The following is a 27,000-nucleotide window of genomic DNA, read 5'->3' as shown; positions in this document are numbered from 1 at the left end:
TGAATATATGCGTCAATCTTCTGCTCTTGATATTTTAAAAACAGGTCAAAATGTCTTTTTGACAGGCTCAGCAGGTTCAGGTAAGACTTATACGCTCAACCAATATATCAATTATCTGCGTGCACGCCGCGTACCAGTAGCAGTTACGGCAAGTACAGGCATTGCAGCAACGCATATGAACGGCACGACTATCCATAGTTGGTCGGGTATCGGTATTAAGGATGAGCTGACGGATCGTGATTTAACCAATTTATCGCGCAAGCAGTTTTTGGCAGATAGATTAAAAGATACAGCGGTGCTAATCATAGATGAGATATCCATGCTCCATGCCAAGCAGCTCAATTTGGTCAGTCAGGTCCTCAAATATGTGCGCAAAAACGACAAGGCATTTGGTGGTATTCAGGTCGTCGTCGCTGGAGATTTTTTTCAGCTCCCACCGATTGGAAGTAAGGGCGAGAGCAATCGTGAGAAGTTTGCTTTTATGTCGGAGGCTTGGCTTGATGCTAAGTTTCATATTTGCTATCTATCAGAGCAGCATCGACAAGTGAGCGAGGTGGCTAATGGCGGTCTTGATTTGGATGACATTTTGAACCAAATTCGTCGGCAAGAAGTCACTTTTGAAGCAATTGCTGCGCTCGAGGCCACCTTTGATCAAAACGTCGATATTAAGCGCACTCGTCTCTATACGCATAATCTTAACGTCAATAAAATCAACGACAAAGAACTAGCAGCGTTAGATGGCGATATGATGCGCTTTGAAGCTACCTCTACGGGCGATAACAAGTTGGTTGAGACCCTAAAAAAAACCGTACGTACTCAAGATGAGCTGATTCTCAAAGTTGGCGCTAAGGTGATGTTTATTAAAAACAATACTGAACTTGGCGTCTCTAATGGTACGATGGGTGAGCTAATAGGCTTTGCCGCTGTCAAAGTTGACGACAGTAAAGACCATAATGATACGCTGATTGAAGACGATGAAACCAATAGCGATAATGAAACTAAGACTGCTAAAGAAAAAACCAAAAACAGTAAGAAAAAAGATACAGATACCGAGCAATCAAAAAATAAAAAAACTATCATGCAAAAAATGCCCGTGGTGAGACTCAATTCTGGTCGTGAGGTCATCGCTGAGCCTGAAGAATGGATCATCGAAGATGAAACGGGAGATGTACTAGCAAGCTACCATCAAGTGCCGCTCTGTCTGGCGTGGGCGATTACCATTCATAAGTCACAAGGAATGACATTAGATGCTGCTGAGATTGACTTGTCGCGTACCTTTGAGCTTGGGCAAGGCTATGTAGCTTTGTCACGATTAAAATCGCTGGCAGGGCTACAACTGCTAGGTATGAATGATATGAGTTTACAGCTTGATCCGTTAGCGCGTGGCGCCGACAAGCGGTTTTTGGTACTATCTGAGGAAGCCGATGCCAACTATGCGATGCTTGATGAAAAAAGCATGAAGCAGGCGCATGATAAGTTTGTTTTAAAGTCGGGCGGTACGCTGAGCCAGTCTGTGATTGATGCCTATACAAGCCTACAAAAAAAACGCCGCGAAAAACAGCAAGTGCAGCAAGATAAGAAGCTAAAGTTGGGCAATCAAGTCTCAGATAAGTCAGAGAGCACCTTGCTTGCAACGCGACTATTGTTAGAGGAAAGCTTGTCCATCGCTGATATTGCTCAGACACGTGAGCTTGCGCAGTCAACGATTATGCGCCATATTAGTGATCTAAAACGTCAAGACCCAAGTCTTTCTTGTGATCATCTACGTCCTGATGACGATACAATGATGGCAGTAGGTAATGCTTATGTGGCAATCAAAGTGGCCAACAATCCTAATGATTTTAACGATAATGGCAGTGTAAAAATTAAGCCTATTTACGAGAGTCTTAAGCAAAGTATTGATTATAATACCATTAGATTGGCGCTAATTTTTATTACACCATAGACTTACTATTTTCGCTCCTACATCATCTCCTACCTTTATAGCGATACTTTTTTATGCCTGAATTCTCTAATACCACTTACCACCTAAACTCTAAATCTATAAGAGCGACGACTCATGCTGCTGGCGAGCACACACAGCCATTGAGAGTCGCCATCAATGGCTTTGGACGTATAGGTCGTAACGTATTACGTGCGTTGCTAGAGCGCTTTGAGGTACTTGGACGCGCCATTCATGTGGTGGCTATTAACGATTTGGCCCCAGCTGAGACTTTGTTGCATTTATTGAAATTTGATAGCACGCATGGGCGTTTGAGCAGACTGGGGGTCAGTGCCGAAATTGTTCAGGACGGCATCACTGATAAGGAACAAAAACCATCTGCTACTGCAAAAAGTGACATCCAGCTGTGCCTAACAAAAAACAATCTAACCTATTGTATTCGTCTATTATCAAGGCATGATCCAAAAACGCTGCCTTGGGACACTCTTGGTATCGATGTGGTATTGGAATGTACAGGACATTTTCGCTCTTATGCTCAAGCCAATCTACATATTGAAGCAGGTGCGCAACAAGTTATCATCGGTGCTGCACCCTTTGACGATGTTGACGCTTGTATCGTAATGGGTGTTAATACTGAGCTACTGACGCGTGAGCTACCGATTGTCTCAGGTGTCTCTTGTACCACGCAAGCGCTAGTGCCACTGATTGATACGCTCGATAAGGCCTTTGGTGTCAAGTCCGCAATGATGACTGAGATTCATGCTGTCACAGCTGATCAAACGGTCCTTGATCAAGCACATCGTGACCCAAGACGCGCGCGAGCGTCTGGTCATAATATCATTCCTACAACATCTAGTAGTATTGCCGCCTCAGAACGCGTGTTGCCAGCGATGATGGGCAAGATTAATGGACATTCTATTCGTGTGCCCACCATTAATGTCGCAGCAATCGATGTAACGTTTGTATTTAACGCATCGGGCATCAGTATCGATGCCATACGCGAAGTACTCAAGTCCGCCAGTCAAGCGCATTTGCTAGATATTATGGCCTATACTGATGAACCATTGGTCTCAAGTGACTTCATCCATCAGACAGAATCACTTATTATCGATGGGCAGCAACTCATGCAAGTGGATGATCAATACAAGGTTTTTGCGTGGTACGATAACGAGTGGGGCTATGCCAATAGGCTACTTGATATGTGTTTGCACCTGGCTTCTAGCAAGCAGACATTCACTAAAAAACAATAAGAAGTAAAATAATTTAATTTATTTTAGATATGCGCTTGCAATATGAAACGATATCTATATAATGATGCACCAATGGAGACGTGGCAGAGCGGTTGAATGCACCGGTCTTGAAAACCGGCAAGGGTTCATAGCCCTTCGAGAGTTCGAATCTCTCCGTCTCCGCCAAATTTAAAAGGCCCCAATCATTAATTGATTGGGGCCTTTTTTTATGGTTATTTTTTATATAGTTATAACCTTTGTACTTCTTTTGTTTAGTGCTGACTATAGCGCTGTTTACTCCAGAGGAGCCTCCTTAAACTCAATCTGCTGACCATCAGTTAAAAGTAGAACACCCTCACTAATCTCTATCGTAACATCTTGTGCGTTCCTAATCGCACGCATGACATTCACATCCTCAATACTACTTTCAATGACGATTTTACCTGACTGCTCAGGCTCAACAGCTGGTTTAAACTGCGTAAGCGGAACATTGAATTTTTTACCTTCTGTCAGTTTTGCATTTTTCATCAGCAAAGTCCCCTTAAAGCTTTCAATAGGCACCGAGCCATGATTGGATAGCATAAACTGCAGCTTTACCTGATTTAGGCTGTCACTATCACTACTTTTTACAGGTAACAAGGCGAGAGGGTAAGTCAACGTATTCATAGCATCTATCTGCTGATTGACCGTAACAGGGCTTTTTTTGCCAGTCGGGTTGTTAGGGTGCAGGCGCTCATATTCACGTTGCTGTACTAGTGCTTGCTTAATCGTTATACGCGGCATGGCGCCAGACTCGTAAGCATCGCTAAGCTTCATCCGTAGCATATAGCGGCTAAGAAGCTGTCTATCACTCTCAGGCAATTGCTCAAAAGTAGCGCCTAGCTTTTTTTGCCAATGATCAGAGTTCGTCGGTATGGTTTGCTTACTCGGGTCAGTTGGCGGCTGTGAGCAGCCACTCAATAAACCCGCTGCCACTAGTGACAAAACAAGCAACATAGCGGTACCTAAGCGCTGATAAAAGTGCTTATTATAAGGTATGGGCAGGAAGTCAAAGCTACGGAATAAAATGAGTGTACTCGCTATCATGCGCTTCTTTAAAGGCCTTACCATGATCTACCTCCTTGTTATAATCGATCCACTATAAAATAAACAAAAGCCACTAAAATAAGTTATATACAGCAACGAGCTGCGTGTGCATAGCAAGCAAAAAAATAATTTCAACAGTGTTTTTTAATCTTTGTACAGCTTTTACTTAGGACTGACTATATTTTTTTAATCAACTCTATAATCGACGTCAATTAGAATATACCTTACTTCGGTAAATAGTATTAGGAGCCATCATTAGCTATTGTGTTAAATTATGCTTAATACTAGTGACTTATATAATAAAAAAGAAGGCGACAATGAGGGGAAATAAGAGGCAAAATATCGCAAAGTGGGATGGCAAAGTGAATGGTAAAGACAGTGGTGGAGAATAAAGTAAGTAGAATACTTTAAGTAAAAAAGTCGGTCGCTAAGTGACTAAAATACACTTAGCGACTGGCTTTTTTAGGGTTATCTTAAACTATCAATAACAACGATCAGCTCGATAAAAACCTCAGTGCTAGTCGTCGTTTTGTAATTCCGTCAACGGATGCGTGATACTATTATTGTGCGTAACCACGATCGCTTCATCGATGATACGTTGGCTGACACCACGCTTACGCAGAGTCTCGATGAAAACTTCATCATGCGCTAAAGTATAATCTTGATGATCACGGTCAAGACCTTGGCGAATATACAAGCGGATTAGCCCTTGAATACGTTTGAACCCAAGCTCTGATGAGGTTGCCTCTAGTAGCTCAATCATCTCTTCAGAAAGACGAATGCTGACTGGGCGCATGATTTTTTGCGGATGATCAGAGAACTTATTTTTTATGCGTACAGGTATCATAATAAACCATTACTTTTAGTGACTAAAAACAAAGAACTTCAACGAGAATGATAGTAGCTATTCATTTGCAATAAGTGCTTGAAGTCGTTACTTATAAACATTTTAGATAGCTGTCATAAACAAACAGTTATCAATACTACTTACCATACAACAAAACCACTGCAAAAAACACTACAGTAGTAAAAATAGCAACCATAAAAAAACCTTCATCTAATATTGATGAAGGTTTTCATTATATGGCTCTCCAACCTGGGCTCGAACCAGGGACACACGGATTAACAGTCCGTTGCTCTACCAACTGAGCTATTGGAGAATAAGCTGTGATAACGGCAAACCTACTGTACGTGTCTAACATAGCAAGCACTAAGCTCGTTTGCGTTATGTGGGGCACATTTTAGCCAAGTAGCTGTAGACTGTCAACCAAATAAATCATTAATCATGGTTATTTATTATAATTTCTTTTTTAATGAGATTTAAGAGGTACTGTACGACGTATTTGACAGTTCTGATAAGCTGTTTTAGTCAATGATAAACATAAGACCTAGTATTATAGATAGAACACTCATAAAAAAACCCTCATCAAATCGATGAGGGTTTTGGCAAATGCCATAATTGAATTACAAACAATTCAAGATTTTACTACTAAAATGTGGCTCTCCAACCTGGGCTCGAACCAGGGACACACGGATTAACAGTCCGTTGCTCTACCAACTGAGCTATTGGAGAATAGGCTGTAAGTATGTAATGACTTACAACAAGCTTAGAAATCCTCTAACGAGTTCTTGCTAAGTGGGGCGTATTCTAGCAAAAATAAAAAATACGTCAAGCCTTTTTTTGCATAATTAGTAAAAATTATCATTTTAATGATGTGATAGAGGGTTTTTATCAAAAAATACCATGAAAAAGCCACTCTATAGAGTATATAAGCGGCTTTTTTTGTAGAAGCAATAGTGGAACCAGCTGTTCATTGCAATTTATTCAGTAACGTCTAAATCAGCCACTGCTTTTTCGATGCGTGATAAGGCATCTTTTAGCGTCGCTTCGTCCGTTGCGTAAGAGATGCGCATATAGCCGCCAAGGCCAAAGGCGTCACCTGGTACGACAGCTACGCCAACCTTATCTAATAACCATGCTGAAAACTCAGTACATGATGACAGACCAGCGGCTTTAATAAGTGGTTTGATTTCAGGATAGACATAAAAGGCGCCGTCAGGACGCAGGCAAGTAATGCCCTTAATAGCATTTAGACCATTGACGACCAAATCACAACGTTTCTCAAAAGCTTCTACCATTGGCGCAAGTACGCTCTGGTCACCGCTAATAGCAGCTTCGGCGGCGACTTGGCTGATAGAAGCGGGGCACGAGGTTGATTGTGACTGAACTTTTTTCATTGCGCCGATGAGTTTGGCAGGGCCACCTGCATAGCCGATACGCCAGCCTGTCATCGCATAGGCTTTTGAGACGCCGTTTAAAATAATTGCGCGGTCTTTTAGCTCAGGTGCAGCGTTTAAGATATTGTAGAACTTATCACCCGTCCAGCGAATGTGCTCATACATATCATCTGAGGCCACATAGACGTGTGGATGCTTCTTCAATACTTCCGCAATGGCTTTTAGCTCATCCAAAGTATAAATCATGCCTGTTGGATTTGATGGGCTATTTAATACCAATAGTTTGGTTTTGTCCGTGATGGCGGCTTCTAACTGCTCAGCTGTGATTTTAAAATCTTGCGACGCTGGGCATTCGACGATGACAGGTTTACCGCCTGCGATGATAACCATGTCAGGATAACTGACCCAGTATGGCGCTGGAATGATGACTTCATCACCTGGATTGATAAAGGCTTGAGCAAGGTTGAAAAAAGACTGCTTACCACCGACTGACACTAGGATTTCATTTGGCTCATAGCTGATGTCGTTATCGCGCTTGAACTTCTCGATGATGGCTTTTTTGAGTTCTGGTGTCCCATCGACAGCGGTGTATTTGGTAAAACCGTCATTGATTGCATCAATGGCCGCTTTTTTGATGTGCTCTGGCGTATCAAAATCAGGTTCGCCAGCGCCAAGGCCAATGATGTCTTTGCCAGCCGCTTTTAGCTCTTTGGCTTTATTGGTAATCGCTAGAGTCGGTGATGGTTTGATGCTATTGACACGGTCAGACAATTGCAATTCACTCATGGGAGATCCTTTTTAACTGGGAGGGAAACTGGTTGATCGAGACTAGTTGTATGGTGTTGTAATTATTATCAATACAAGATAAAAGCATGTTAAATAAAGAATATACTACCCTTTATATAAGCTCTTATAACCTTGCTTTTAGCATTGTAGCATGCTGATATTGTGCTGTCTCAATGGTTAATAGGGGATGGGAGACTGATTTGGCTCCATGTGATAAATGTTATTAAGTTAAACATTGTTATGAGGGTAAGGGCTGTCACAAAACAGGTGGTTTGCGTTACACTAATGCAAATCACCTATACTACTTTTAACTGCTCATAGCGAAACGGGAAGATTATGCCACAACTAAACACTTCGTCAACAGCCAAAAAAGCGCCTCTAAATCATGAGCTGTACATGTCAGTACTGATGACACCTGATATGGCCAATTTCATTGGTAATGTGCATGGTGGCGATCTGCTAAAAATGCTTGACCAAGTTGCTTATGCTTGCGCCAGCCGTTATAGCGGTAGTTATGTAGTGACGCTCTCTGTTGACCAAGTGATGTTCCGTGAGCCCATTTATGTGGGTGAGCTGGTCACTTTTGCTGCAAGCGTTAACTATGTGGGTACCACCTCAATGGAGATAGGCATTCGTGTTGAGGCAGAGGATGTGCGCGCACGTACTATCCGGCATACCAATAGCTGCTATTTCACAATGGTTGCTATCGATGACAATGGCAAACCCAATCCAGTTCCACCGCTTGACATTAAAAACTCTATGCAACAGTGTCGCTTTGATGCAGGTTTGGCGCGTAAAAATTTGCGGATGGATAGCTCACAACGTCCTAGTTGCGATATTAACAACATGATTGAAAGTCCAGAAAATACGACTAACAGTAAACCTAAATAAGCCTATACCTCAGCTCAAAGCCCTTTGACATGACTCACTAAAAAGCTACTGATATTTTCAAGGCCCTATTTTAAGCTAAGCTGTTACCTACCATAAACAGCATGGCTCCTATAAAGTGCACATGCCTTATCACGTATCGTTTTATTGAGTTTAGTATGAGTTTAGAGCCGCCCAATACCAACCTACAATCCCATCCTACTGATGATCCCAACATAGTAAGTACGCGCACACGCGGTGTTGGGAAGTCTGATGATAATACTTCTGCATCCGAGCATAAGTCTTCAAGTTCGCTGACGACAGTACTAATCGCAGTTGGGGCAAATCTTATTATCGCTATTGCGAAGACGTTGGCGGCATTTATGACTGGTTCTGCATCGATGATAGCGGAATCAGCGCATTCTTGGGCAGATGCGGGCAATGGGACACTATTGATTGTCGCTGAAAAAAAAGCAGTGAAACCTGCTGATAGAAGTCATCCTTTGGGCTATGGTAAAGAGTCGTATGTCTGGTCGATGATTGCCGCTTTTGGTGTCTTTATGGCAGGCTCTATTGTATCTATTTATACAGGTATCACTGAGTGGAATGCAGCGGAGAGTGAGACCAACTATACCATTGGTTTTATTATATTGGCGATCGCTTTTGTACTTGAGGGGTTTTCATTAGTACAGGCTTATCTACAAAGTAAAAAACATGGTGAAGCAATTGATGTAAGTGCGATTGGTTATGTCGTTGATACGTCGAACCCAACGCTACGCGGCGTGTTTTTTGAAGACTTGGCAGCTGTGATCGGTTTGGTTGTCGCTGCTGCTGCGATGGGTATGCATGCCTATACTGGTCAGCCATTTTGGGATGCGCTTGGCTCTATCATTGTTGGTTTGCTTTTGGGCGCAGTCGCCATATTTTTAATCAGTCGTAACCGTGACTTTTTAGTAGGCCATAAAGTCTCTGATAAAATGCATCGTTATGTGCTAGGCAAACTACTTGAACATCCAGATGTCGATAGCGTGTCGTATTTACATTTGGAATGGGTCGGTCCCAAAAAAATATTTATGGTGGCAGCAGTAGATATTGCAGGCAATCAACGCGAAGAATCTCTCGCTCGTAAGTTTGAAACTATCGAAAATCAATTCCGAGCCAATCCACTGTTCCAAGAGGCTATTTTAACCTTATCAGTACCTGACGCTGAAGTTTTGAATTTAGAGAATAGTGAGGCTGTTTGATATTTCTGATAACTTTCATAACGAGTGACAACGCATTCCTAATGCCTCACAACGAATGACGAATTAATGAATCTCTGACGCTCAGTAGGTAGATATAAAAAAAGGGGTCACTTATTTAAAGTGACCCTTTTAACTTTAAGATAATACTTATATGCTAAATATTATTTTTTTGGTGCGTTAGCACCGATGAACCAAGCATCTTTATCGATAATACGACTGACTTCAGTAAATAAGTCCGCTGTATCTTCGTCACCAGCTTCTCCAGCAGTATCAATGGCTTTGCGCAGCTCTTCTGCAATCTTCTTATAACGATTGGTCAACTCACGAACATGCTGATCAACTTCAGTGATATCAGTAGGGTAAGTCTCTAGTACAGAGTCTTCAACGACACGTTTTGAGATACCGTTCGCTTTACCACCTAAAATAACAATACGTTCGGCTACAGTGTCATATGCTTCTGTTAAACGCTCGTAGGTGTCATCTAACAATTGATGCACACCGATAAAGCCAGTACCTTGTAGATTCCAATGGCACTGTTTGCTATCCATGCTCAAGTCGATCAAATTGGCTAAATTAGAGTTTAGCAAATCTACCATTTTTTTCGCTGTATCATCAGTAATACCGCTTGCGTAACGTTCTCTCATATTTTACTCCATTATTTAAATTTATTTTGCTGAGTTTAAAATTTTAAGACGAATTGTTCTTTATTAATATTTTCTTAAACAGCTGTCTCACGTTAGCCTTTGTGTTTTATCTAAAAATAATTCTAAGATTGTGACGATTGATTTGTGACAATCTATTAATAAGATAATGACTAACGCTTCGCTTGAGTGTTACCAGTCAATTCATAAACGATGATAGCAGTTTACATGAATGATTGAACCCTCAAGCGTTATGCTTTATTAAGTGGTCGTGTAATGACTTTGTTAATCGTGAAAAGCTTTGTAAATTTGGTCGTAATTAAAGGTACTGTGACTAGCATTATCAGCTCAAATTTTCTCTATCTACTATTAACGAATATGAGTCTGTCGAAAGTTGATACTTCGAGGCCCATTTTTAACAGTTTGCTCAATCATAATGTTAGTACACCTGCTATCTATAACTAAGGATAAAACTTACTATTATCCTTTAAAAAGAGCAGTTTAACCCCCATATTATTTTAAACTTAACGAGGAAGAAAGCCATTATGCGAATGCCTGAACCGCGCTCGTCGCGTCAGTTAAACCAATTGGCCACTCAGCTCCAAGGCGAAGCTGAAATCGTTGGTGTCAATGCGTCTGGGACGCAAATATCAAGTCGCGCCTTTGAGATGGTCACCGATTTTGAGCCAGCGGGTGATCAGCCGCAAGCGATTGAAAAACTGGTCAAGGGTATCGATAAGGGTATGGATGAGCAGTTGCTACTTGGGGTGACCGGTTCTGGTAAGACTTATACCATGGCTAAGGTCATCTCCGAATGCCAACGTCCAACCATTATCATGGCACACAACAAAACCTTGGCTGCCCAGCTATACGGTGAGTTCAAAGCGTTTTTCCCTAATAACGCGGTTGAGTACTTTGTCAGCTACTACGACTATTATCAGCCTGAAGCTTACGTTGCAGCGAGCGATACCTTTATCGAAAAAGACAGCGCCATTAATGATCATATTGATCAGATGCGTCTATCAGCGACACGTGCGCTACTTGAGCGCCGTGATGCTATTATTGTGGCTTCAGTATCGTGTATTTACGGTTTGGGCGATCCAGAAAGCTATCTAAAGATGCTGTTACATGTCGTGGTTGGAGACAAGATAGACCGTACTGCAACCATTAAGCGTCTGGTCGAGATGCAATATACACGCAATGAATTAGACTTTGGACGTGGTACTTATCGATTGCGCGGTGAGCTATTAGATATTTATCCTGCTGAATCTGAGCAGTTGGCTGTGCGTGTGCATCTGTTTGACAATGAAGTCGAAAAAATCACATGGTTTGATCCCTTGACAGGTAAAACCGTACGTAGCGTACCGCGCATCACTATTTATCCAAAATCTCATTACGTAACCCCTCGTAATAAATTAGAAGCAGCCAGTCATACCATTCGCGAGGAGCTTGAGCCGCGTTTAGAGTATTTCCGTGATAATAATAAGTTGATTGAAGCTCAGCGTCTCAAAGAACGCACCCAGTATGATCTTGAGATGATTCAGCAGCTTGGCTACTGTAATGGTATCGAAAACTACTCGCAGCACCTCTCCGGTCGCCCCTCAGGAGAGGCGCCGCCGACTTTATTTGATTATATTCCAGAGGATGCGTTATTGTTCCTCGATGAATCGCATGTGACCGTTTCGCAAATTGGCGCGATGTATAAAGGCGATAGATCGCGTAAAGAAAACTTGGTCAATTATGGTTTTCGTCTGCCAAGTGCGATGAATAATCGTCCGATGAAGTTTGAAGAATGGGAGCGTATCAAGCCCAAAACCATTTATGTGAGTGCCACGCCTGCGTTATATGAGCTTGAGCACAGCGAACAAGTGGTTGAGCAAGTGGTGCGCCCAACGGGTTTGATTGATCCAGAGATTGAAATTCGTCCCGTGCTCACGCAAGTCGATGATGTGTTATCGGAGATTATCAAACGCCGCGAAAAAGATGAACGCGTACTGATTACGACGTTGACCAAGCGTATGTCAGAAGATCTGACCAGCTACCTTAAAGAGTATGATGTCAAAGTTGCCTATCTGCATTCGGACATTGATACGGTTGAACGGATGCAAATTATTCACGAGCTGCGTACTGGCGTACACGATGTGTTGGTCGGTATTAACTTATTGCGTGAAGGTTTGGATATGCCAGAGGTGTCGTTGGTTGCGATATTTGACGCCGATAAAGAAGGCTTTTTGCGCTCTGAACGCTCCCTCATTCAGACTATTGGTCGTGCAGCGCGCCATTTAAATGGTAAAGCCATCCTCTATGCTGATCGTATTACGCCCAGTATGCAAGCGGCGATAGACGAAACGGATCGTCGTCGTGATAAGCAAATTGCTTTTAACCTTGAGCACAACATCACACCAAAAGGCGCGCGCCGTAGTATCACGGACAAGATTGACACGGGCGAAAGCTTGGATGCCAATGACAATCAAGTGATTCCAATTAAGAGTCATCTGCCTGATGTCGATATCAGTATTTTGCGCAGTCCTGATCTGCTGGCTAAAGAAATCAATCGTCTTGAGAAGCTTATGAAGCAGTTTTCTCGTGATTTGAAGTTTGAGGATGCAGCGAAAACAAGGGATAAGGTATTAGAGTTAAAAGCGCATTTAATCTAATAGTTTATTTAAACCGTAGTGAGTATCCGTCTTATTTAGCGGTTAAAGGATAAGTTGCATCTTTGCAATTTATCCTTTTTTATTGGCTGCTAAATGCTTGAAAGTAGAAAGATTTTTGTGAAATATAACTAATAACTAATGTTTGGGGTCTAGAAAACTTGTAATCATACCAAATGCCACTTAATATGATATCAATCATCAAATTTGATTTTATCTTCCACTGATATTTAGGCGTATCGTTCCTATGCATAATAATAAATTTTTGGAGTTAAACGCGAATGAAAACTCGCTCGGCATGTCGGATTCTGCCAAACAGGCCGTTACGGAGTCTTTAAGTGCAGGTTTTCGTTATCCAGACAATCCACGTGCTGCACTCATTAACAAAATTGCCACTATGCATAATGTGGCAGAAAACCAAGTCTCGTTAGGTAATGGCTCGACTGAAAATATGCGAGCTACCATTCAAATGCTGCAACACAAAGCATTTAAAGAGGGCAAAGAGTTCCAAATGGTAATTCCTGTGCCAACGTTTGATTGTGCTGAGATGTACGCAGATTCTATTGGCGCCTTGGTAGTCAAGATACCTTTAACGGCCGAAAATTATGATTTAGACTTACAGAATCTGCAAAAAGCTGCTGATGAGTTTGATGGAATTAGTTTACTTTATCTTTGTAATCCTAATAATCCGACAGGGACTATTACCTCAACGGCCAAGCTTAAAACTTGGATAAGTAACGCACCAGACAACCATTACTTTTTATTGGATCAAGCGTACTTAGAATACGTGACAGACCCAACCTTTGAAAGTGGATTTGAGTGGGTAAAACAAGGATTGTCAGATAACCTTATTGTCATTCATACTTTTTCAAAGTTATATGCTTTAGCCGGTATGCGAGTGGGCTACGCGATTTCTAACCCGCAGGCTATCGCTGCTGTTGAAGCGTTTATGTCTATGGATAACACCAACTTGTCAGGTGCGGTCGCTGCTCTTACGACCTTAGATGATATAGATTTTTTGAAGCTAAGTTCACGCACAACTAAACAATCCCGTCAGATGGTTGAAGCAGCATTAGACGAGCTTGGACTTCGCTATTTACCTTCACAGACCAACTTTATTTTTCATGAAATCAAAGGAGATTTGCGCACATATATCAATAGGATGCGTGATAGTGGCATCAAAGTAGGTCGCGAGTTTCCTCCTGTGACAGGGTTCAACCGCTTAACACTTGGCACACCTGATGAGATGACAGTATTTATTAAAGTACTAAAGTCATTTCGTGAAAAGGGCTGGGTGTGATTAATGGTTTAAAAGATTAGTGCGTTTAACAGGACCAATCAATATTGAAAAAGGTGAGGTGCATAAGTTGCGTCTCACCTTTTTTATGGCGTGTTCAAAACTAAAAAATGCTCTTTTGACCATATTAGTTACTCTAGAAGCTAGGTAAAATTGCTTCCAGTAGCACTCAATTTTTTTAAAATAAATCAATAGGAAGAAACCTTGTAATCAGATGTAATGCCACTTAATATGACACCCATTCACCCCATCACCCACCTTCAAATCAGGTCTATTATCCATTGTGCATACTTATAACTTACTAGAGTTAAACTCTAACGAAAACTCACTTGGCATGGCAGACTCTGCCAAACAAGCTATCTTAGAATCTTTTGATATCGGGTTTCGTTATCCAGACGATCAGCGCGCAGCTCTTATTAATAAAATTGCTGAGGTCAACGGCGTAACAGAAAGCCAGGTCTCACTAGGCAACGGCTCCAGCGAAAATATCCGAGCCGTCGTGCAAATGCTACAAACCAAAGCTTTAAAAGCAGGCAAGCAATTTCAAGTCATCGTGCCTGATCCTACTTTTGCTTATGCAGAATTGTATGCACTCTCTATCGGCGAGTCTGTCGTAAAAGTACCACTAACGCCTAACAATTACGATTTAGATTTTGACAACCTGCAAAAAGCAGCTAATGAATTCGATGGCATCAGCTTGTTTTATCTTTGCAATCCTAATAATCCAACGGCAACTATCACTGTAACGGACAAGCTAAAAGCCTGGATAAAAGATGCCCCAGCGAATCACTATTTTTTACTGGATCAAGCTTATTCAGAGTACATTACCGACCCAAGTTTTGAGAGTGGGGTTGAGTGGGTAAAGCAAGAGCTATCAGCTAATCTGATCGTCGTTCGTACTTTCTCAAAACTATGTGCGCTGGCAGGTATGCGCATGGGCTATGCCATTGCCAATCCGCAAACGACCGCTGCTATCGAAGCTTTTATGTCCATAGATAACACCAATTTATCAGGTGCAGTGGCCGTCATTGCGACCCTAGATGACGAAGAGTTCTTGGCGCGCAGCTTACGCATTACTAATCAATCACGTGAAATGGTTGAGGCGACGTTAGATGAGCTGGGTCTGCATCATTTGCCTTCACAAGCCAACTTTATTTTTCATGAAGTTAAAGGCAATGTAAAAGTCTACATGGACAGAATGCGAGAGCATGGCATTGTGGTCGGACGCGAGTTTCCACCAATTGAAGGTTTTAGCCGCCTAACACTTGGCACACCTGATGAGATGGCGGTGTTCATTGAGGTATTAAAGTCGTTTCGTGAGAAAGGTTGGATTTAGTTGACGATGTAAAAGAGATTAATTAGCACTAAAATTAATACTTAAAAAGGTGAGTTGCATGGTTTGCAGCTCGCCTTTTTTATGTAGTTGTTATTTGATAGATATACTGACTAAACTCATCTGACTTCTATAAGCTAACATTTGTAAACCTACTTTAATATCAAGGCTAACGACTGCCTTTCACCATTACCAACTGCAAACGCACAATTACATTTTTTGTCTTAAAAACAAAGTAGACATCTTATAATATAAAAAATAAGACACGGTTTGGGTCATGATTGTATTTATGATTATGACCGTTTTACTGACAATAGACACAAAGGAGTATTTGACAGATGGATATTAAAGACATCTTCAAAAAAGAAGTAGAAAAACAGCTGCTCGATGTAGAAGATTACATCTTTACGCCTGAACGTATTGACATGGCTATTGATAATGGTGAGCTCAATTGCGTGTTGAACAGTGATGGCTCTGTAAATATGTTTTATACCAAAGAAGGCATTACAGATGTGCGGGCCGCAGCGCGAAAGCATCCCTTTACTGCGTTTGAAACTGAGCTGCATCATGGTATTTATGATGATGTGATTGAAGATTTAGTCGATGGCGTAAACGACATTATCAGCAGCCATTCTAAATATTTCCGTCCGTCTAGGGTCTTGCCTATGGGTGCTTCTTTAGGTAATGACGGGGTAATTACAGATGCTGATAAATACTAGACAGTAAAAGCTAAACAGAATAGACGTTAGAAGTATCAGATGCTAGAGAGGTTAAACGCTAGTCATTGCCAACACCCAATGTGCTTATTGATAGAACACATTGGGTTTTTTGCTTAAATGAATGGAACACTTATTGAGTGAAGCTTGCGTAGCAAGACTGCAACGATTTGGCAACCACACGTGTGACCAGCTGTGTTCGGTACGCAGGATCAATGGCAGCATTACCTAACTCAACGATAGTAACTTGCTGCGGAGCTTGCTCACTGACGCAGCCACAAACCTTACTTTTTACCGCTTCTTCTTGTGTTTCAGTCATAGCTGCGCTTGCAATACGCCAAGCACTTTGATTTTCAATTTGACTACGGCATTGGTTGTCAATAGCGGCTTTAAACACGTTCATACCGATTTCATTGGCGGTACCTATTGCAGTGTTTGCATTGGTATTGGTCCCTGTTGTTGTACATCCAGCCAAGGTCAGTGAAGCAAGAAGCGCAGTTGAGGCTAGGGTTTTTTTCATGATTGTTCCTTCAAGGTGTTTAGTAGGGTCTAAATTGAGGCACGTTAGACTGCATTTATGAATCACTAATAAAGCCTAACGATATATTTTGGCTGATTAAGAACTAAAAAACCAGCTAAGATAAAGTATCTTAACTGGTTTTATTTCATCATTACAGTGAGTTGAGTATTCAACAGTCTCTAATGGTTTTAAACATTTTTACCGTGTTGTTTATTCTGAATATCTTTTGCCAGCTTGTAGCATTCGTTGATATGGTCAGTCGCAATTTTTTTGAAAATCATGTAGCCCATCGTAGCTGCTACCATCTGACCGCCAAGTGGAATGAACTTAGTGACTTGTTTCGCCGCAATACGACCACCGAAGCCTTGTACGGTCTTTTTGACAATACCGCGCGTTGCCATAAGTCCTGCAAAATCAACAGTACGATCTTTTAAAGCGCTCCAATGGATTGCCCGTGAATCTAAATCTACCGCTGACTCACGTCCTTCAATCAGACCAAAGCGTTCGCTAATTTCAGGTAACAACTGGGTAAGCATACCAGCATCAACTGCAACATCAAAAAATGGCACAGGGACGACCGCTACACCAGCAGAGTATTTGGCACGCTTTTTGACCAATTTTTTACATTCTTTTTTGACTTGTTCTAAGTCTAAGTTTGGATCGATGGTATTTGGTAGTTTTTCAGCTGCTGGAGTGGTTTTCATAAAGCTTCCTTATAAAAAATGAAAAGTTTAACAGATAACAAATATCTCAGATGGTTACCATTTTATGGATTTATAGTCAGCTTACAATCATTGCTTTGTATCAAAATGCAGAAAAACACACTTACTATGCACAGTTTTTGTAAAAACGTAAATTCTGAAATATAAATTTGGGTTAAAATCATTAAAGAGCATGGGCAAGTTAAAGCGTATAAATTGCTATAATTATTTATTATGTACTCAATCGTTATAAATTCCCGTTGTGACCCTTTGTGAAAGCCAGTAGAATACGGCTATGCTAAATTTGACCCCTCGTTATACCAGCACTCGCATCGACGAGCTGCCCTCTGCCTTGCAACCCCTTGCTACTCAATCGCTTACGCTTGCACGTTTGTATGCAGGGCGCGGTATTACTGCGCTTGATGAGCTTGAAACGGGTTTGTCTGGACTACTACCAGCTGAGAGGTTGCACGGCGTTACCGAAGCGGTGCGTTTATTAGATATCGCCATTGATGAAGGTCAGCGTATTCTTATCGTTGGCGACTTTGATTGTGATGGCGCGACCAGTACTGCGCTGATGATGCGTGCGCTCACCAAGATGGGCGCGGTCGTTGATTTCTTAGTACCAGATCGCTTCAAATATGGTTATGGATTGACACCTGAGATTGTCGAGCTGGGTATTGAGACTTATAAGCCCGATATGATAGTTACTGTTGACAATGGTATCTCAAGTCATGAAGGGGTTGCCCGTGCGCAGGCTGAGGGCATTATCGTCATTATTACCGACCATCACCTTACGACCAAAGAGACACCGCCTGCTGAGGCCGTAGTGAATCCTAATCAACTCGATTGTGATTTTAGCAGCAAAGCATTGGTAGGGGTCGGCGTGGCGTTTTATGTACTTGGACGTTTGGCAAAACTACGGCGTGAAGCTGACAAATCTACCATCCAAGTCAGTCAATATTTAGATTTAGTGGCACTTGGTACGATCGCCGATGTTGGCGTGCTTGATAAGAATAACCGTATCTTGGTACATCATGGGCTAAATGCCATTCGTCAAGGGCGCTGCTGTATAGGTATCTTAGCCCTGCTTGAGCAAGCGGGTCGTGACCCTAAACAATTACATGCACAAGATTTCGGTTTTGTTTTGGGTCCGCGTATTAATGCCGCTGGGCGTATGGACAATATGCGTATCGGTATTGAATGTTTATTGACTGAGGATTGGGGCACTGCCCAGCGCCTAGCGCAAGAACTTGAACAGCTAAATCGTACGCGACGTCAGGTAGAAGGCGAGATGCGCGCGCAAGCTGATGGCATTGTGCAGGCATTGACGGCTGATACAGACAACGATAAAGATAACAATCAAGTTATTCACTCTGGTAGCCCTATTAACAACAAATCTAGCCGCTCTAGCAAGCGTAGTATTATTTTATATCAAGACGATTGGCATCAAGGCGTCATCGGTATCGTTGCTGGACGTTTAAAAGAAAGTCATTATTTGCCCAGTATCGTTTTCGCACCAGCGGATACAGAGCGTACTGGAGATGATGATGCGATCAAAGGCTCAGCGCGTTCAATTGCTGGCGTACATATTCGTGATGCCATTGAGCAAGTAGCGGAGCGCTATCCTAATTTAATCAGTCATTTTGGTGGTCATGCGATGGCGGCAGGTTTGACTATCAAACGTAGCAACTTTGATGGTTTTGTGACGGCGTTCAATGAAGTCATGGCAGAGGTGGACAATACAGTATTCGCCGAGCAAAAATTCACCGATGGGCCATTACAGGCAGGCGATTTTAGTTTATGGTTCGCAGAGCATTTAGCACATGCCAGTATTTGGGGTCACGGGTTTGTACCGCCGATATTTGATGGTGTATTTGAAGTGTTAAGCTTCAAAATCTTAAAAGACAAGCACCTTAAACTGTCGTTGCGTTATCCTGAAGTGCAATATCCGATTGAGGCGATTTATTTTAACTTTGATAGCAGCGCTTGGGACTATCGCGCCGAAAAAGTGCATTTGTTATTTCAGCTAGATATTAATGAATGGAATGGCAAACAAAGCTTGCAGCTTATGGTGAGAGATTTGGCACTTGTAAAAGAGACGGTAGAAGCAGGCTAGGGTATTGAATAAGCTTGTCATTGCATATCTTTAATACTTCCATTCGAGGGTCGGAAACTGCCAGTCATAGCGAATGGCAAGCATCCTCAAGGTAAAGATAGTTGTCATAGCAGAGATATCAGCAGCCCAATCAGCTACGCCTAGATTCTGCAACGCAAAGTAGAGAATACCGCCCGTCAATGCAGCAGTAATATAAATCTCTTGCTGGAGCACTAACGGAATCTCATTACAGATCATATCGCGAATGATACCGCCGACAATGATTGTAATGACGCCCAGTAACAACGCCACGGGGACATTGGTTCCCATACTATCGGCAACCTTGATACCGATTAAAGTAAACGCTGATAAACCAATCGTATCAGAGAGTTTTAAAAACTTATCGACCCGTTTTGAATTGGGATGGAAAAATATTTGCATCGCTAATGAAGAGATAGTGATAACCGTAAGGTAACTCATATCCACCATCCAAAATAACGGATGACGATCCAAAATCACATCACGTACCGTACCACCGCCAATTGCCGTCACTATCGATACCAGTAAACAGCCAAATACATCGAAGTTTTTATGTTTGGCCAGTATCGTACCAGAAATACTACAAGCAATAATGCCGATCATATCAAACAGATATATCAAAGAGCGTGGGTCAAAAGTGGTAATCAGTTCCGTAGGGTCCAATGCTATCGTTAACATGAGAAAATCTCACTAAAATTCATTCTAATCAACCAAACGAATAGAAGGCAGATGCCAATCAAAGCGCAATGCTAGCATCCGTACTGCAAAGATAACACCAAGCATGATAAATTCATTGAGTCCTGCATCTACACCTAGGCGCTCAAGTAGTAAATAAGTTACTGATCCGGCGATACTGGCAGAGATATAGATCTCACGCTGTAGCACCAGTGGTATCTCATTACAAATAATATCACGTAGCATACCGCCGATAATGGCGGTCCAAACTCCCATCATAATGGCAACGATCGGAGACACATCTTGGTGTAAAGCAACTTTAAAACCAATGACGCTAAAGGCGGCTAAACCAATGGCATCGAAGAGCTTGAGCGCGTTATCGATCTTATGATACAAATGAAAAAAGATTTGTAGAATCAAGGACGTCACGGTAATGACAATCACATAATTGAGGTCGGTCATCCAAAATAAAGGATGGCGATCTAATGCCATGTCACGTATTGTACCGCCGCCAATCGCATTAACCATCGATACCAAGATGCAACCAGCAATATCGAAGCCTTTATGCTGTGCAAGTAAGGTTCCTGCAATCGCACAGGCGATAATACCAACCATGTCCAATAAATATAATAAAATATCAGGAAAAATCAAATCATTAACCATGGTTATATTACCAAATCATAAACATCAAAATGGTTGGATGTTTTTTGAGCTGTTGTTTTATATATGATTTAAACGAAATTCGCCTCATATTAGATCGTCGTTTAGCCATCTTTAGCAAACAGTATCAAACCTACGATAATAAGCACAATACCAAACAAGCCCATGGCTGATGGCAGCGGATTACCCAGCAAGATCATACCACCGATCAGAGCAAAAATAATCTCACTGGCTTGGGTTGAGTCAACGCCCGCCACCTCACTTGACGTGACTGCTTGTTCGCGCGCATACAAAAAAAGACTGGTCGCCGCTACGCCTGATAATAGCGCAACCAGTAGGGTATTAAACACCTGCGCGCCACCCGGTAACTCAGGACGCACTATAATGCCTAATACCAACCAAAATGGCAAACTACCCACAGTCATTAACCATACTTTGTTAAATGCATTCTGTAATAGGTCTGTCTCGATAACCGGAATACAGCCCATCAAGGTTTGTAGATTGGAGGTTTTTGTAGGGGCATGATTGATGCCATGCTCACTAAGAGCGCTCGAATCATCATGAGCACTGGCCAATAGGGCGGTCTCAGCACGCATAGGATGTGATGACTGCTGGTCAGCTTGCGTGTTGGCCTTGTATTGCTTGGCATTATAAGAAGCCTGCCAGACCAACTGATTGCCAATGGGGTAGCTAAACGCGGCAATCAGTGCTGGGAGCGCACCGTACAGCAACATTTGTGTCAACGGGATGGTATTGGCATTATTGGGGGCATGTAGACCTTCGCTGATATTAACCAACACCACGCCAGCAAATACTACCAGCGCATAGACGACAAATTTTTTATCAAAGCGCTGACCAAATGCCAGTAACACCAACAGGCTAGATACCACCGTAAACATAAAGGTTGCGGCCACTACCCAACCACTGGCATGGTCACCTGCATAACAGATGCCTGTATAAAACACACCAAAGCCGATACTGCCAGTGATACACCAAAATACCCAATGCTGTCGAAAAACTGACCACAGCGCGCTGATGCGTCCCATGCCGTGCTGAATCGCAATCATTACTGTTAGCAATAGCAGCATAAATACATAGCGCAGGCTGGCTGACCAAAACCAATGACCACCAGCTGCACTCATCAGCTCATTTAACACAAACGTTGAGCTAAAAAACGCACCAGCCAGTAGGCCTAACAAAATCAATCTGACCATTCCTGTGTCCTTACAGTAGGCTTTAATTATGAGTTATTTACCTTTGGCATCTGCCCAAATTATCTTATGTAATTGCAATTGAAAGCGTACTGGCAGTGCATCAGCGAGCATCCACTCTGCCAGTTCACGAGCTAGTACTGGCACGTCAGGGCTAGCCTCTTCACTGGCATCATCTGCTACATTAAACATAGGTGAAAACCAAACGGTATCGACCAATGTATCAAGCTGATGCTCAAGCAGCATCGTCTTTGCCCAATCGTAATCAGTGCGATTCATAATGACAAACTTAATTTGATCATGCTGAGTTAAGTGGTCAAGATTTGACCATAGGTTTTTATCAACCTCCCCTGAGCTTGGCGTCTTAAGGTCCATGACTTTACTGACCGCTGGCGGTACGTTTTCTACCGTGAGCGCACCTGCTGTTTCAAGAGAAATTTCATAGCCGCCGTCTAATAGGCGTTTAATCAGTTCAATGGCATTTGGCTGCGCTAAAGGCTCGCCGCCAGTAAGGCAAATGCGCTTGCAAGGATAACCTTCAATCGTGGTCATAATGGTTTCTAATGCTTGACGTTCACCGCCGCTAAAAGCATATTCAGTGTCACAGTAGACACAGCGTAGCGGGCAGCCAGTCAGGCGCACAAATATCGTCGGTAAGCCGGAGGTAATCGCCTCGCCTTGTAGAGAGTAAAAAATCTCTGTCAAGCGCAGGCCTGCGGTCGGATCAGTGACGGGAATATAAGTGTTTCTTAGAGAAGACTCATTCATAGTATTATCAAACAGAATAAGATGTCGATACCGTGGTTAAATGTCTCAAATATACAAACTAAAAATAAAAAATAGGCTAAATCAGAGAGGCTGTTACCATATGGTTATCAGACAATATAAAAATAAGACACAAGAGAGCTGACAAGTTTAGGGACTTGGCAAGTGACATGTGCAAGTTGGGTATTACTTTTTAGATAGGATAGGCATATTTTATGCCGAATTATAGCGTAAGATGGCTTATTAAGCTGCAAAAAAGATGCTGAAGCTTATCTTCAGCACCTTGGTGTTTCTCTTGGCTATCTGGTTAAATGCTTTTATAAAAACGCTTATGCCAAGCGTAATAGCTCGTTAACTGAAGTTTTAGCACGTGTCTGCGCATCTACTTTTTTGACGATGATAGCGGCATATAAGCTATATGTACCATCTTCAGAAGGTAGTGAGCCTGGTACAACAACTGAACCTGCTGGTACACGGCCGCGATAAGTCTCACCAGTTTCACGATCATAAATGCGCGTAGACTGACCGATATAAACCCCCATAGAGATGACAGCGCCTTCTTCGACGATCACGCCTTCAACGATCTCAGAGCGCGCACCGATAAAGCAGTTGTCTTCAATGATAGTAGGATTGGCTTGTAATGGCTCAAGTACGCCGCCGATGCCTACGCCGCCTGATAGATGCACGTTTTTACCGATTTGCGCACACGAGCCAACCGTTGCCCATGTATCAACCATCGCCCCTTGATCGACATAAGCACCGATATTGACATATGACGGCATCAGTACCGCACCTGCAGCGACAAATGAGCCTTTACGAGCGATTGCTGGCGGTACAACGCGAACGCCAGCTTCTTTAAACTGCGCTTCAGTCCAATCGGCAAACTTAGTGGGTACTTTGTCATAAAATTGTACATGTTCGCCAGCTGGCATGACATAGTTGTCGTTAAGGCGGAATGATAGCAAGACCGCTTTTTTGGCCCATTGATTGACGACCCATTCACCATCCTTTTTTTCAGCGACGCGTAGGCTACCGTTATCAAGCTGTTCTAACACTTGCTCAATGGCGGTGCGTACGTCTTGTGGCATCGTACTTGGACTGTATTCGTTACGGTTTTCGAAAGCTTGCTCGATGGTTTGTTGTAATGACATAAAGGGTTCCTAAAATTAGTAAAAGGGAAAGTTTGTAAGGAAATAAGGACGTTAACTTAGACAAAAAACATACTTGCCGTATTGTCGCTAATTTAGCGAATTTTAGCAAACCAAGTCAGTATTCATTACGCACTTAAATGTTTTATCCAATTTAAAATATCATGATAGACCACGCTATGATCTTGCTCATGTAGCGGTTCGTGACGCATGTTAGGGTATAAACGCGCGTCAGTATTTTGAAAACCTTGCTTGTTTAAGTTTTTGGTGATGTTACGAATACCGCGCCCCATATTGCCGATGGGGTCGTTTTCGCCACTGACAAATAACATGGGGAAGCTCTTGTTGATGGTGGATGCCCAGCGTTTATGTAGTCCAGCCTTCATCAACGCAAACAGGGTCATAAAGCCATTGTTGGTAAATTCAAAGCCAGTTAGCGGATCGGCCTCATAAGCTTCGATATTGTCAGTATTTTCACTTAGCCAAGCAAAGGGAGAAGAAGACAGGCGTTCACTAAGCTTGGCATTAAGTACCTTATTCATAATTTCAGCAAATACGGTGTTTTGTTTTTTGGGGGCTGTTTTGGCAAGAATAGCATTCAACGGCAGCAGTACTTTTACAAGTGGGTTGGCATCAGCAGTCCCCATAAGAATGGCACCTGTAAAGTCTTGCGCATGATGTTTAAGTACCACACGCACAATAAATGAGCCCATAGAGTGCCCCATAATAAAATGCGGGACGTCAGGATGACGCTCTTTTAAGGTGTTTGCCATGATGATGACATCTTTTAATAATGATTGTGCTGGATGTTCATTACCAAAAAATCCTAGCTCGTCTGATGACTTAATTGTACGACCATGACCGAGCTGATCATAAGTGGCAACTGCGATGCCGTGATCGGCTAAAAACTGCGCAAAATCGCTATAGCGGCCGCTATGTTCTGCCATACCGTGTACGATTAATAAAGTCGCTTTGATGTCGTCTTTAGGTTCAAAAAACGTATGGTGCAGATAATGGCTGTTGTCAGATGAGGTGATCGGCGTCGATGTACTCATAAAATTCCCTGATAAATCAAATAGGTCAAAAAGGTCACAATAAAGATGACGACAATACCGTCACGTGTTAAGACATAACGGTAAAAATAAGCGTCATTATACTTAAATATTGGCTCAACGTTGATAAATCGTTTTGCCTTCTTTGATGGTTTGAACTACCTCGATATCTTTAATGCTGTCAGGCGCCGCTGTCAATGGATTGGCGTCCAAAATGACCAGATCAGCCAATTTGCCTGGCGTTAAAGTGCCTTTGCTGTCCTCTTCAAAGTACTCATATGCCGCATGTGAAGTGGTGGCTTTTAACGCTTGATAGGGGCTGACGCGCTCATCACGACCGATAATCTGGCCGCTACGCGCGGTGCGATTGACCGCTGACCATACGGCGAATAATGGATCGACTGGAGTCACGGTATCGTCTGAGTGATTGGTAAATTTCAGCCCCATCTTATCAGCGGTCGCAAGTGGACTTAAAAAGTTGGCGCGCGCTTCCCCTAAATTTTTGACATGCACGTCTCCCCAAAAGTAGGCGTGATTGGTAAAAAATGACGGCAGCATGTTATATTTTTTAAAGGCCTCTAGCTGATCCATTCTGGCAAATTGCGCGTGAATGGGTACGGTGCGGCGATCTTTGTCTAGTGGTTGTCCGGTTTTGTTTGCGGCATATTCGTGGGCTTTGATGATCATATCAGTCGCCGCATCGCCATTATTATGAATAAATAATTGGTTGTCGCGCGCATAGGCTTTAGCAAACATCTCGTTCAGCGCATCTTGGCTCACGCTTGGTAGTCCTCGGCAGTCTGACTCACAATCGGGTACTGGGGTCAGATACGGCTGGCTAAAATACGCCGTCTTGCCTTGCGGTGAGCCGTCGGCGATGATTTTGGTGCCTTGAACCTTAAAGCCGTTTTGGTAGGTTTTCCAGACAAGGTCTTTATCGGCTAAGTTTTCATCCAAGTCGCTGACGCCAGCGAGCGACACCAAATCAATCTTTAATTTACCGGCATCGGCTTGCGATTGAAAAAACTTGATCGCATCGCGCGTGGTTGAGCCATCTTGCGCGGTGGTGACGCCATGCTGAGCATAATAATCTTGGGTTTGCTCAAAAAACTCTGCCTGATTAGGCTCAAGGACCTCTAGCATCTTACGCACAAACGGATACATGGCGGTTTCTTGCACCAAGCCATTGGGCTCACTACTGCCTTTTACGCGAGCGATATTGCCGCCTTCAGGGGCTTCGCTATCAGCGTCAATACCCATAGCCGCAAGCGCTTTTGAGTTGGCAACGCCCATGTGCCCGCTGGTATGCTGCAAATAAACGGGATTGTTGGGTAGCGCTTTATCGATCTCATCTTTGGTCGAGTGACGATCCTCGTCAAGTTGACTTTCATCATAGCCCCAGCCGTAGATCCACTCGCCATCAGCGATATTGTTGTCTTTTTTATAAGCGCTTAAAGCCTCTAGCATTTTATCAATACTATCAACCTTGCCGACGGGCGGCGGATTGAGGTTCACTTGTCCCATGGTGTTTGAGACCATACCAAAGTGGCTGTGCGGATCGATAAAACCTGGTAGTAAGGTTTGGTCTTTTAGATCTACTTGTGCTGCGTTTTTATATTTTGATTGGGCAGAATTCAAGCTTCCAACATAAGCAATTTTGCCTGCTTGAGTAACTAAAGCTTCAACCATTCGTGGCTTATCACTCTCCATCGTAATAATATTACCATTATAGTAAACAGTCGCTTGGGCAGCTGTTGTCTGTACCACCGCCGGATTGGCTTTTTGATTATCAACATTCTGATTAACAGTACAGCCAATGATGCCCATAATCCCAAGGCTTAATAAAGTTGGTTTTATAAATATATTCGTGGTCATTATGCTGTTCCTAATTGTATTAAATATATAGCTGGATGAATGTAACCAATCTAACGATAAAGCCTTATATGGTCAATGTTATTTGGCTATTTATATTACTTTACAATATTGATAAGCATTTAGCAGTGAGAAACAAACGCTAATGCTGATAAAAATATAAAACATATTAATGAAAATATACAAAAGAAAATAAGGTATTATTGATTAGATTAACTTTATTTTG

22 protein-coding genes and 3 tRNA genes are annotated in these 27,000 nt (G+C 42.5%); 10 read left to right on the top strand and 15 right to left on the bottom strand.

All coding sequences use genetic code 11. From position 1 onward, the window contains the following. Positions 1-7: 7 nt before the first annotated feature. The 3 genes from ACS8FC_RS03550 (at position 8) to ACS8FC_RS03540 (ending at position 3,357) form a co-directional block, all read left to right on the top strand. The gene (locus ACS8FC_RS03550) at positions 8-1,945 is read left to right on the top strand and encodes an AAA family ATPase (protein WP_439295888.1); all 1,938 of its coding nucleotides are present in this window, start codon (positions 8-10) and stop codon (positions 1,943-1,945) included. A 53-nt stretch (positions 1,946-1,998) separates the two neighbouring features. Then, entirely contained in the window at positions 1,999-3,192 is a 1,194-nt protein-coding gene (locus ACS8FC_RS03545; RefSeq protein ID WP_439295887.1) for a type I glyceraldehyde-3-phosphate dehydrogenase, read from the top strand. 74 nt (positions 3,193-3,266) lie between these two features. Beyond that, positions 3,267-3,357, top strand: a tRNA-Ser gene (locus ACS8FC_RS03540). A 108-nt stretch (positions 3,358-3,465) separates the two neighbouring features. On the opposite strand, the gene ACS8FC_RS03535 is transcribed toward ACS8FC_RS03540, so the two are convergent. The 5 genes from ACS8FC_RS03535 to ACS8FC_RS03515 all read right to left on the bottom strand — a co-directional run bounded on the left by ACS8FC_RS03535 (position 3,466) and on the right by ACS8FC_RS03515 (position 7,281). Then, on the bottom strand, positions 3,466-4,281 hold the full coding sequence (locus ACS8FC_RS03535) for a hypothetical protein (protein WP_439260473.1): 816 nt from the start codon (positions 4,279-4,281) through the stop codon (positions 3,466-3,468). 493 nt (positions 4,282-4,774) lie between these two features. Next, positions 4,775-5,104, bottom strand: coding sequence for a CopG family transcriptional regulator (locus ACS8FC_RS03530; protein ID WP_299216955.1), 330 nt, complete (start codon positions 5,102-5,104; stop codon positions 4,775-4,777). Positions 5,105-5,341: 237 nt separating this feature from the next. Further along, positions 5,342-5,417 (bottom strand) — tRNA-Asn (locus tag ACS8FC_RS03525). A 337-nt stretch (positions 5,418-5,754) separates the two neighbouring features. After that, positions 5,755-5,830, bottom strand: a tRNA-Asn gene (locus tag ACS8FC_RS03520). 248 nt (positions 5,831-6,078) lie between these two features. Beyond that, positions 6,079-7,281 carry a pyridoxal phosphate-dependent aminotransferase gene (locus ACS8FC_RS03515; RefSeq protein WP_439295886.1) on the bottom strand — a complete coding sequence of 401 codons (1,203 nt, stop codon included), beginning with the start codon at positions 7,279-7,281 and terminating at the stop codon, positions 6,079-6,081. Between the two features lie 336 nt (positions 7,282-7,617). On the opposite strand from ACS8FC_RS03515, the gene ACS8FC_RS03510 reads away from it, so the two are divergent. Both ACS8FC_RS03510 and ACS8FC_RS03505 read left to right on the top strand, forming a co-directional pair. Then, complete coding sequence (locus ACS8FC_RS03510) at positions 7,618-8,172, top strand: acyl-CoA thioesterase (RefSeq protein WP_439295885.1); 555 nt, start codon at positions 7,618-7,620, stop codon at positions 8,170-8,172. 155 nt (positions 8,173-8,327) lie between these two features. Next, positions 8,328-9,392 carry a cation diffusion facilitator family transporter gene (locus ACS8FC_RS03505; RefSeq protein WP_439295884.1) on the top strand — a complete coding sequence of 355 codons (1,065 nt, stop codon included), beginning with the start codon at positions 8,328-8,330 and terminating at the stop codon, positions 9,390-9,392. 161 nt (positions 9,393-9,553) lie between these two features. Here ACS8FC_RS03505 and dps read toward each other — a convergent pair whose 3' ends face one another. After that, positions 9,554-10,036, bottom strand: coding sequence for a DNA starvation/stationary phase protection protein Dps (dps, locus tag ACS8FC_RS03500; protein WP_439260476.1), 483 nt, complete (start codon positions 10,034-10,036; stop codon positions 9,554-9,556). Between the two features lie 542 nt (positions 10,037-10,578). Between dps and uvrB the strand changes: the two genes are divergently transcribed. From uvrB to ACS8FC_RS03480, 4 genes are all read left to right on the top strand, one after another. Beyond that, positions 10,579-12,690, top strand: coding sequence for an excinuclease ABC subunit UvrB (gene uvrB / locus ACS8FC_RS03495; RefSeq protein WP_299216926.1), 2,112 nt, complete (start codon positions 10,579-10,581; stop codon positions 12,688-12,690). Positions 12,691-12,934: 244 nt separating this feature from the next. Beyond that, positions 12,935-13,987 (top strand): pyridoxal phosphate-dependent aminotransferase, encoded by a 1,053-nt coding sequence (locus tag ACS8FC_RS03490; protein WP_439260478.1) that lies wholly within the window; start codon positions 12,935-12,937, stop codon positions 13,985-13,987. 280 nt (positions 13,988-14,267) lie between these two features. Then, a complete protein-coding gene (locus ACS8FC_RS03485) occupies positions 14,268-15,320 on the top strand; it encodes a pyridoxal phosphate-dependent aminotransferase (protein ID WP_439295883.1) in 1,053 nt (350 codons plus the stop codon). A gap of 335 nt (positions 15,321-15,655) precedes the next feature. Further along, positions 15,656-16,036: a hypothetical protein gene (locus ACS8FC_RS03480; RefSeq protein ID WP_439260482.1), complete on the top strand. Its 381-nt coding sequence runs from the start codon at positions 15,656-15,658 to the stop codon at positions 16,034-16,036. Between the two features lie 130 nt (positions 16,037-16,166). Here ACS8FC_RS03480 and ACS8FC_RS03475 read toward each other — a convergent pair whose 3' ends face one another. Together ACS8FC_RS03475 and ACS8FC_RS03470 are read right to left on the bottom strand one after the other, a co-directional pair. Then, complete coding sequence (locus tag ACS8FC_RS03475; RefSeq protein ID WP_439260484.1) at positions 16,167-16,553, bottom strand: hypothetical protein; 387 nt, start codon at positions 16,551-16,553, stop codon at positions 16,167-16,169. Between the two features lie 188 nt (positions 16,554-16,741). Beyond that, a complete protein-coding gene (locus ACS8FC_RS03470; RefSeq protein ID WP_439260485.1) occupies positions 16,742-17,257 on the bottom strand; it encodes a hypothetical protein in 516 nt (171 codons plus the stop codon). A 292-nt stretch (positions 17,258-17,549) separates the two neighbouring features. On the opposite strand from ACS8FC_RS03470, the gene recJ reads away from it, so the two are divergent. Next, positions 17,550-19,373 carry a single-stranded-DNA-specific exonuclease RecJ gene (gene recJ / locus ACS8FC_RS03465; RefSeq protein WP_439260486.1) on the top strand — a complete coding sequence of 608 codons (1,824 nt, stop codon included), beginning with the start codon at positions 17,550-17,552 and terminating at the stop codon, positions 19,371-19,373. 30 nt (positions 19,374-19,403) lie between these two features. On the opposite strand, the gene ACS8FC_RS03460 is transcribed toward recJ, so the two are convergent. The 7 genes from ACS8FC_RS03460 to ACS8FC_RS03430 form a co-directional block, all read right to left on the bottom strand. Next, positions 19,404-20,069 (bottom strand): trimeric intracellular cation channel family protein, encoded by a 666-nt coding sequence (locus ACS8FC_RS03460; RefSeq protein ID WP_439260487.1) that lies wholly within the window; start codon positions 20,067-20,069, stop codon positions 19,404-19,406. A 24-nt stretch (positions 20,070-20,093) separates the two neighbouring features. Next, complete coding sequence (locus ACS8FC_RS03455) at positions 20,094-20,729, bottom strand: trimeric intracellular cation channel family protein (protein ID WP_439260488.1); 636 nt, start codon at positions 20,727-20,729, stop codon at positions 20,094-20,096. A gap of 101 nt (positions 20,730-20,830) precedes the next feature. Beyond that, entirely contained in the window at positions 20,831-21,940 is a 1,110-nt protein-coding gene (locus tag ACS8FC_RS03450) for a multidrug resistance efflux transporter family protein (RefSeq protein WP_439295882.1), read from the bottom strand. Between the two features lie 33 nt (positions 21,941-21,973). Next, positions 21,974-22,705, bottom strand: a complete 732-nt coding sequence (gene queE / locus ACS8FC_RS03445) for a 7-carboxy-7-deazaguanine synthase QueE (protein ID WP_439295881.1) — start codon at positions 22,703-22,705, stop codon at positions 21,974-21,976. A 326-nt stretch (positions 22,706-23,031) separates the two neighbouring features. After that, the gene (gene dapD, locus ACS8FC_RS03440) at positions 23,032-23,853 is read right to left on the bottom strand and encodes a 2,3,4,5-tetrahydropyridine-2,6-dicarboxylate N-succinyltransferase (RefSeq protein ID WP_439295880.1); all 822 of its coding nucleotides are present in this window, start codon (positions 23,851-23,853) and stop codon (positions 23,032-23,034) included. A gap of 125 nt (positions 23,854-23,978) precedes the next feature. After that, the gene (locus ACS8FC_RS03435) at positions 23,979-24,905 is read right to left on the bottom strand and encodes an alpha/beta fold hydrolase (RefSeq protein ID WP_439260492.1); all 927 of its coding nucleotides are present in this window, start codon (positions 24,903-24,905) and stop codon (positions 23,979-23,981) included. Between the two features lie 114 nt (positions 24,906-25,019). Beyond that, positions 25,020-26,777, bottom strand: coding sequence for an amidohydrolase (locus ACS8FC_RS03430; RefSeq protein WP_439295879.1), 1,758 nt, complete (start codon positions 26,775-26,777; stop codon positions 25,020-25,022). Between the last annotated feature and the right edge of the window lie 223 nt (positions 26,778-27,000).

Source organism: Psychrobacter sp. 1Y4 (assembly GCF_051847555.1).
Note: the sequence above shows the minus strand (reverse complement) of the source record. Positions and strands in the feature narration are given on the sequence as shown.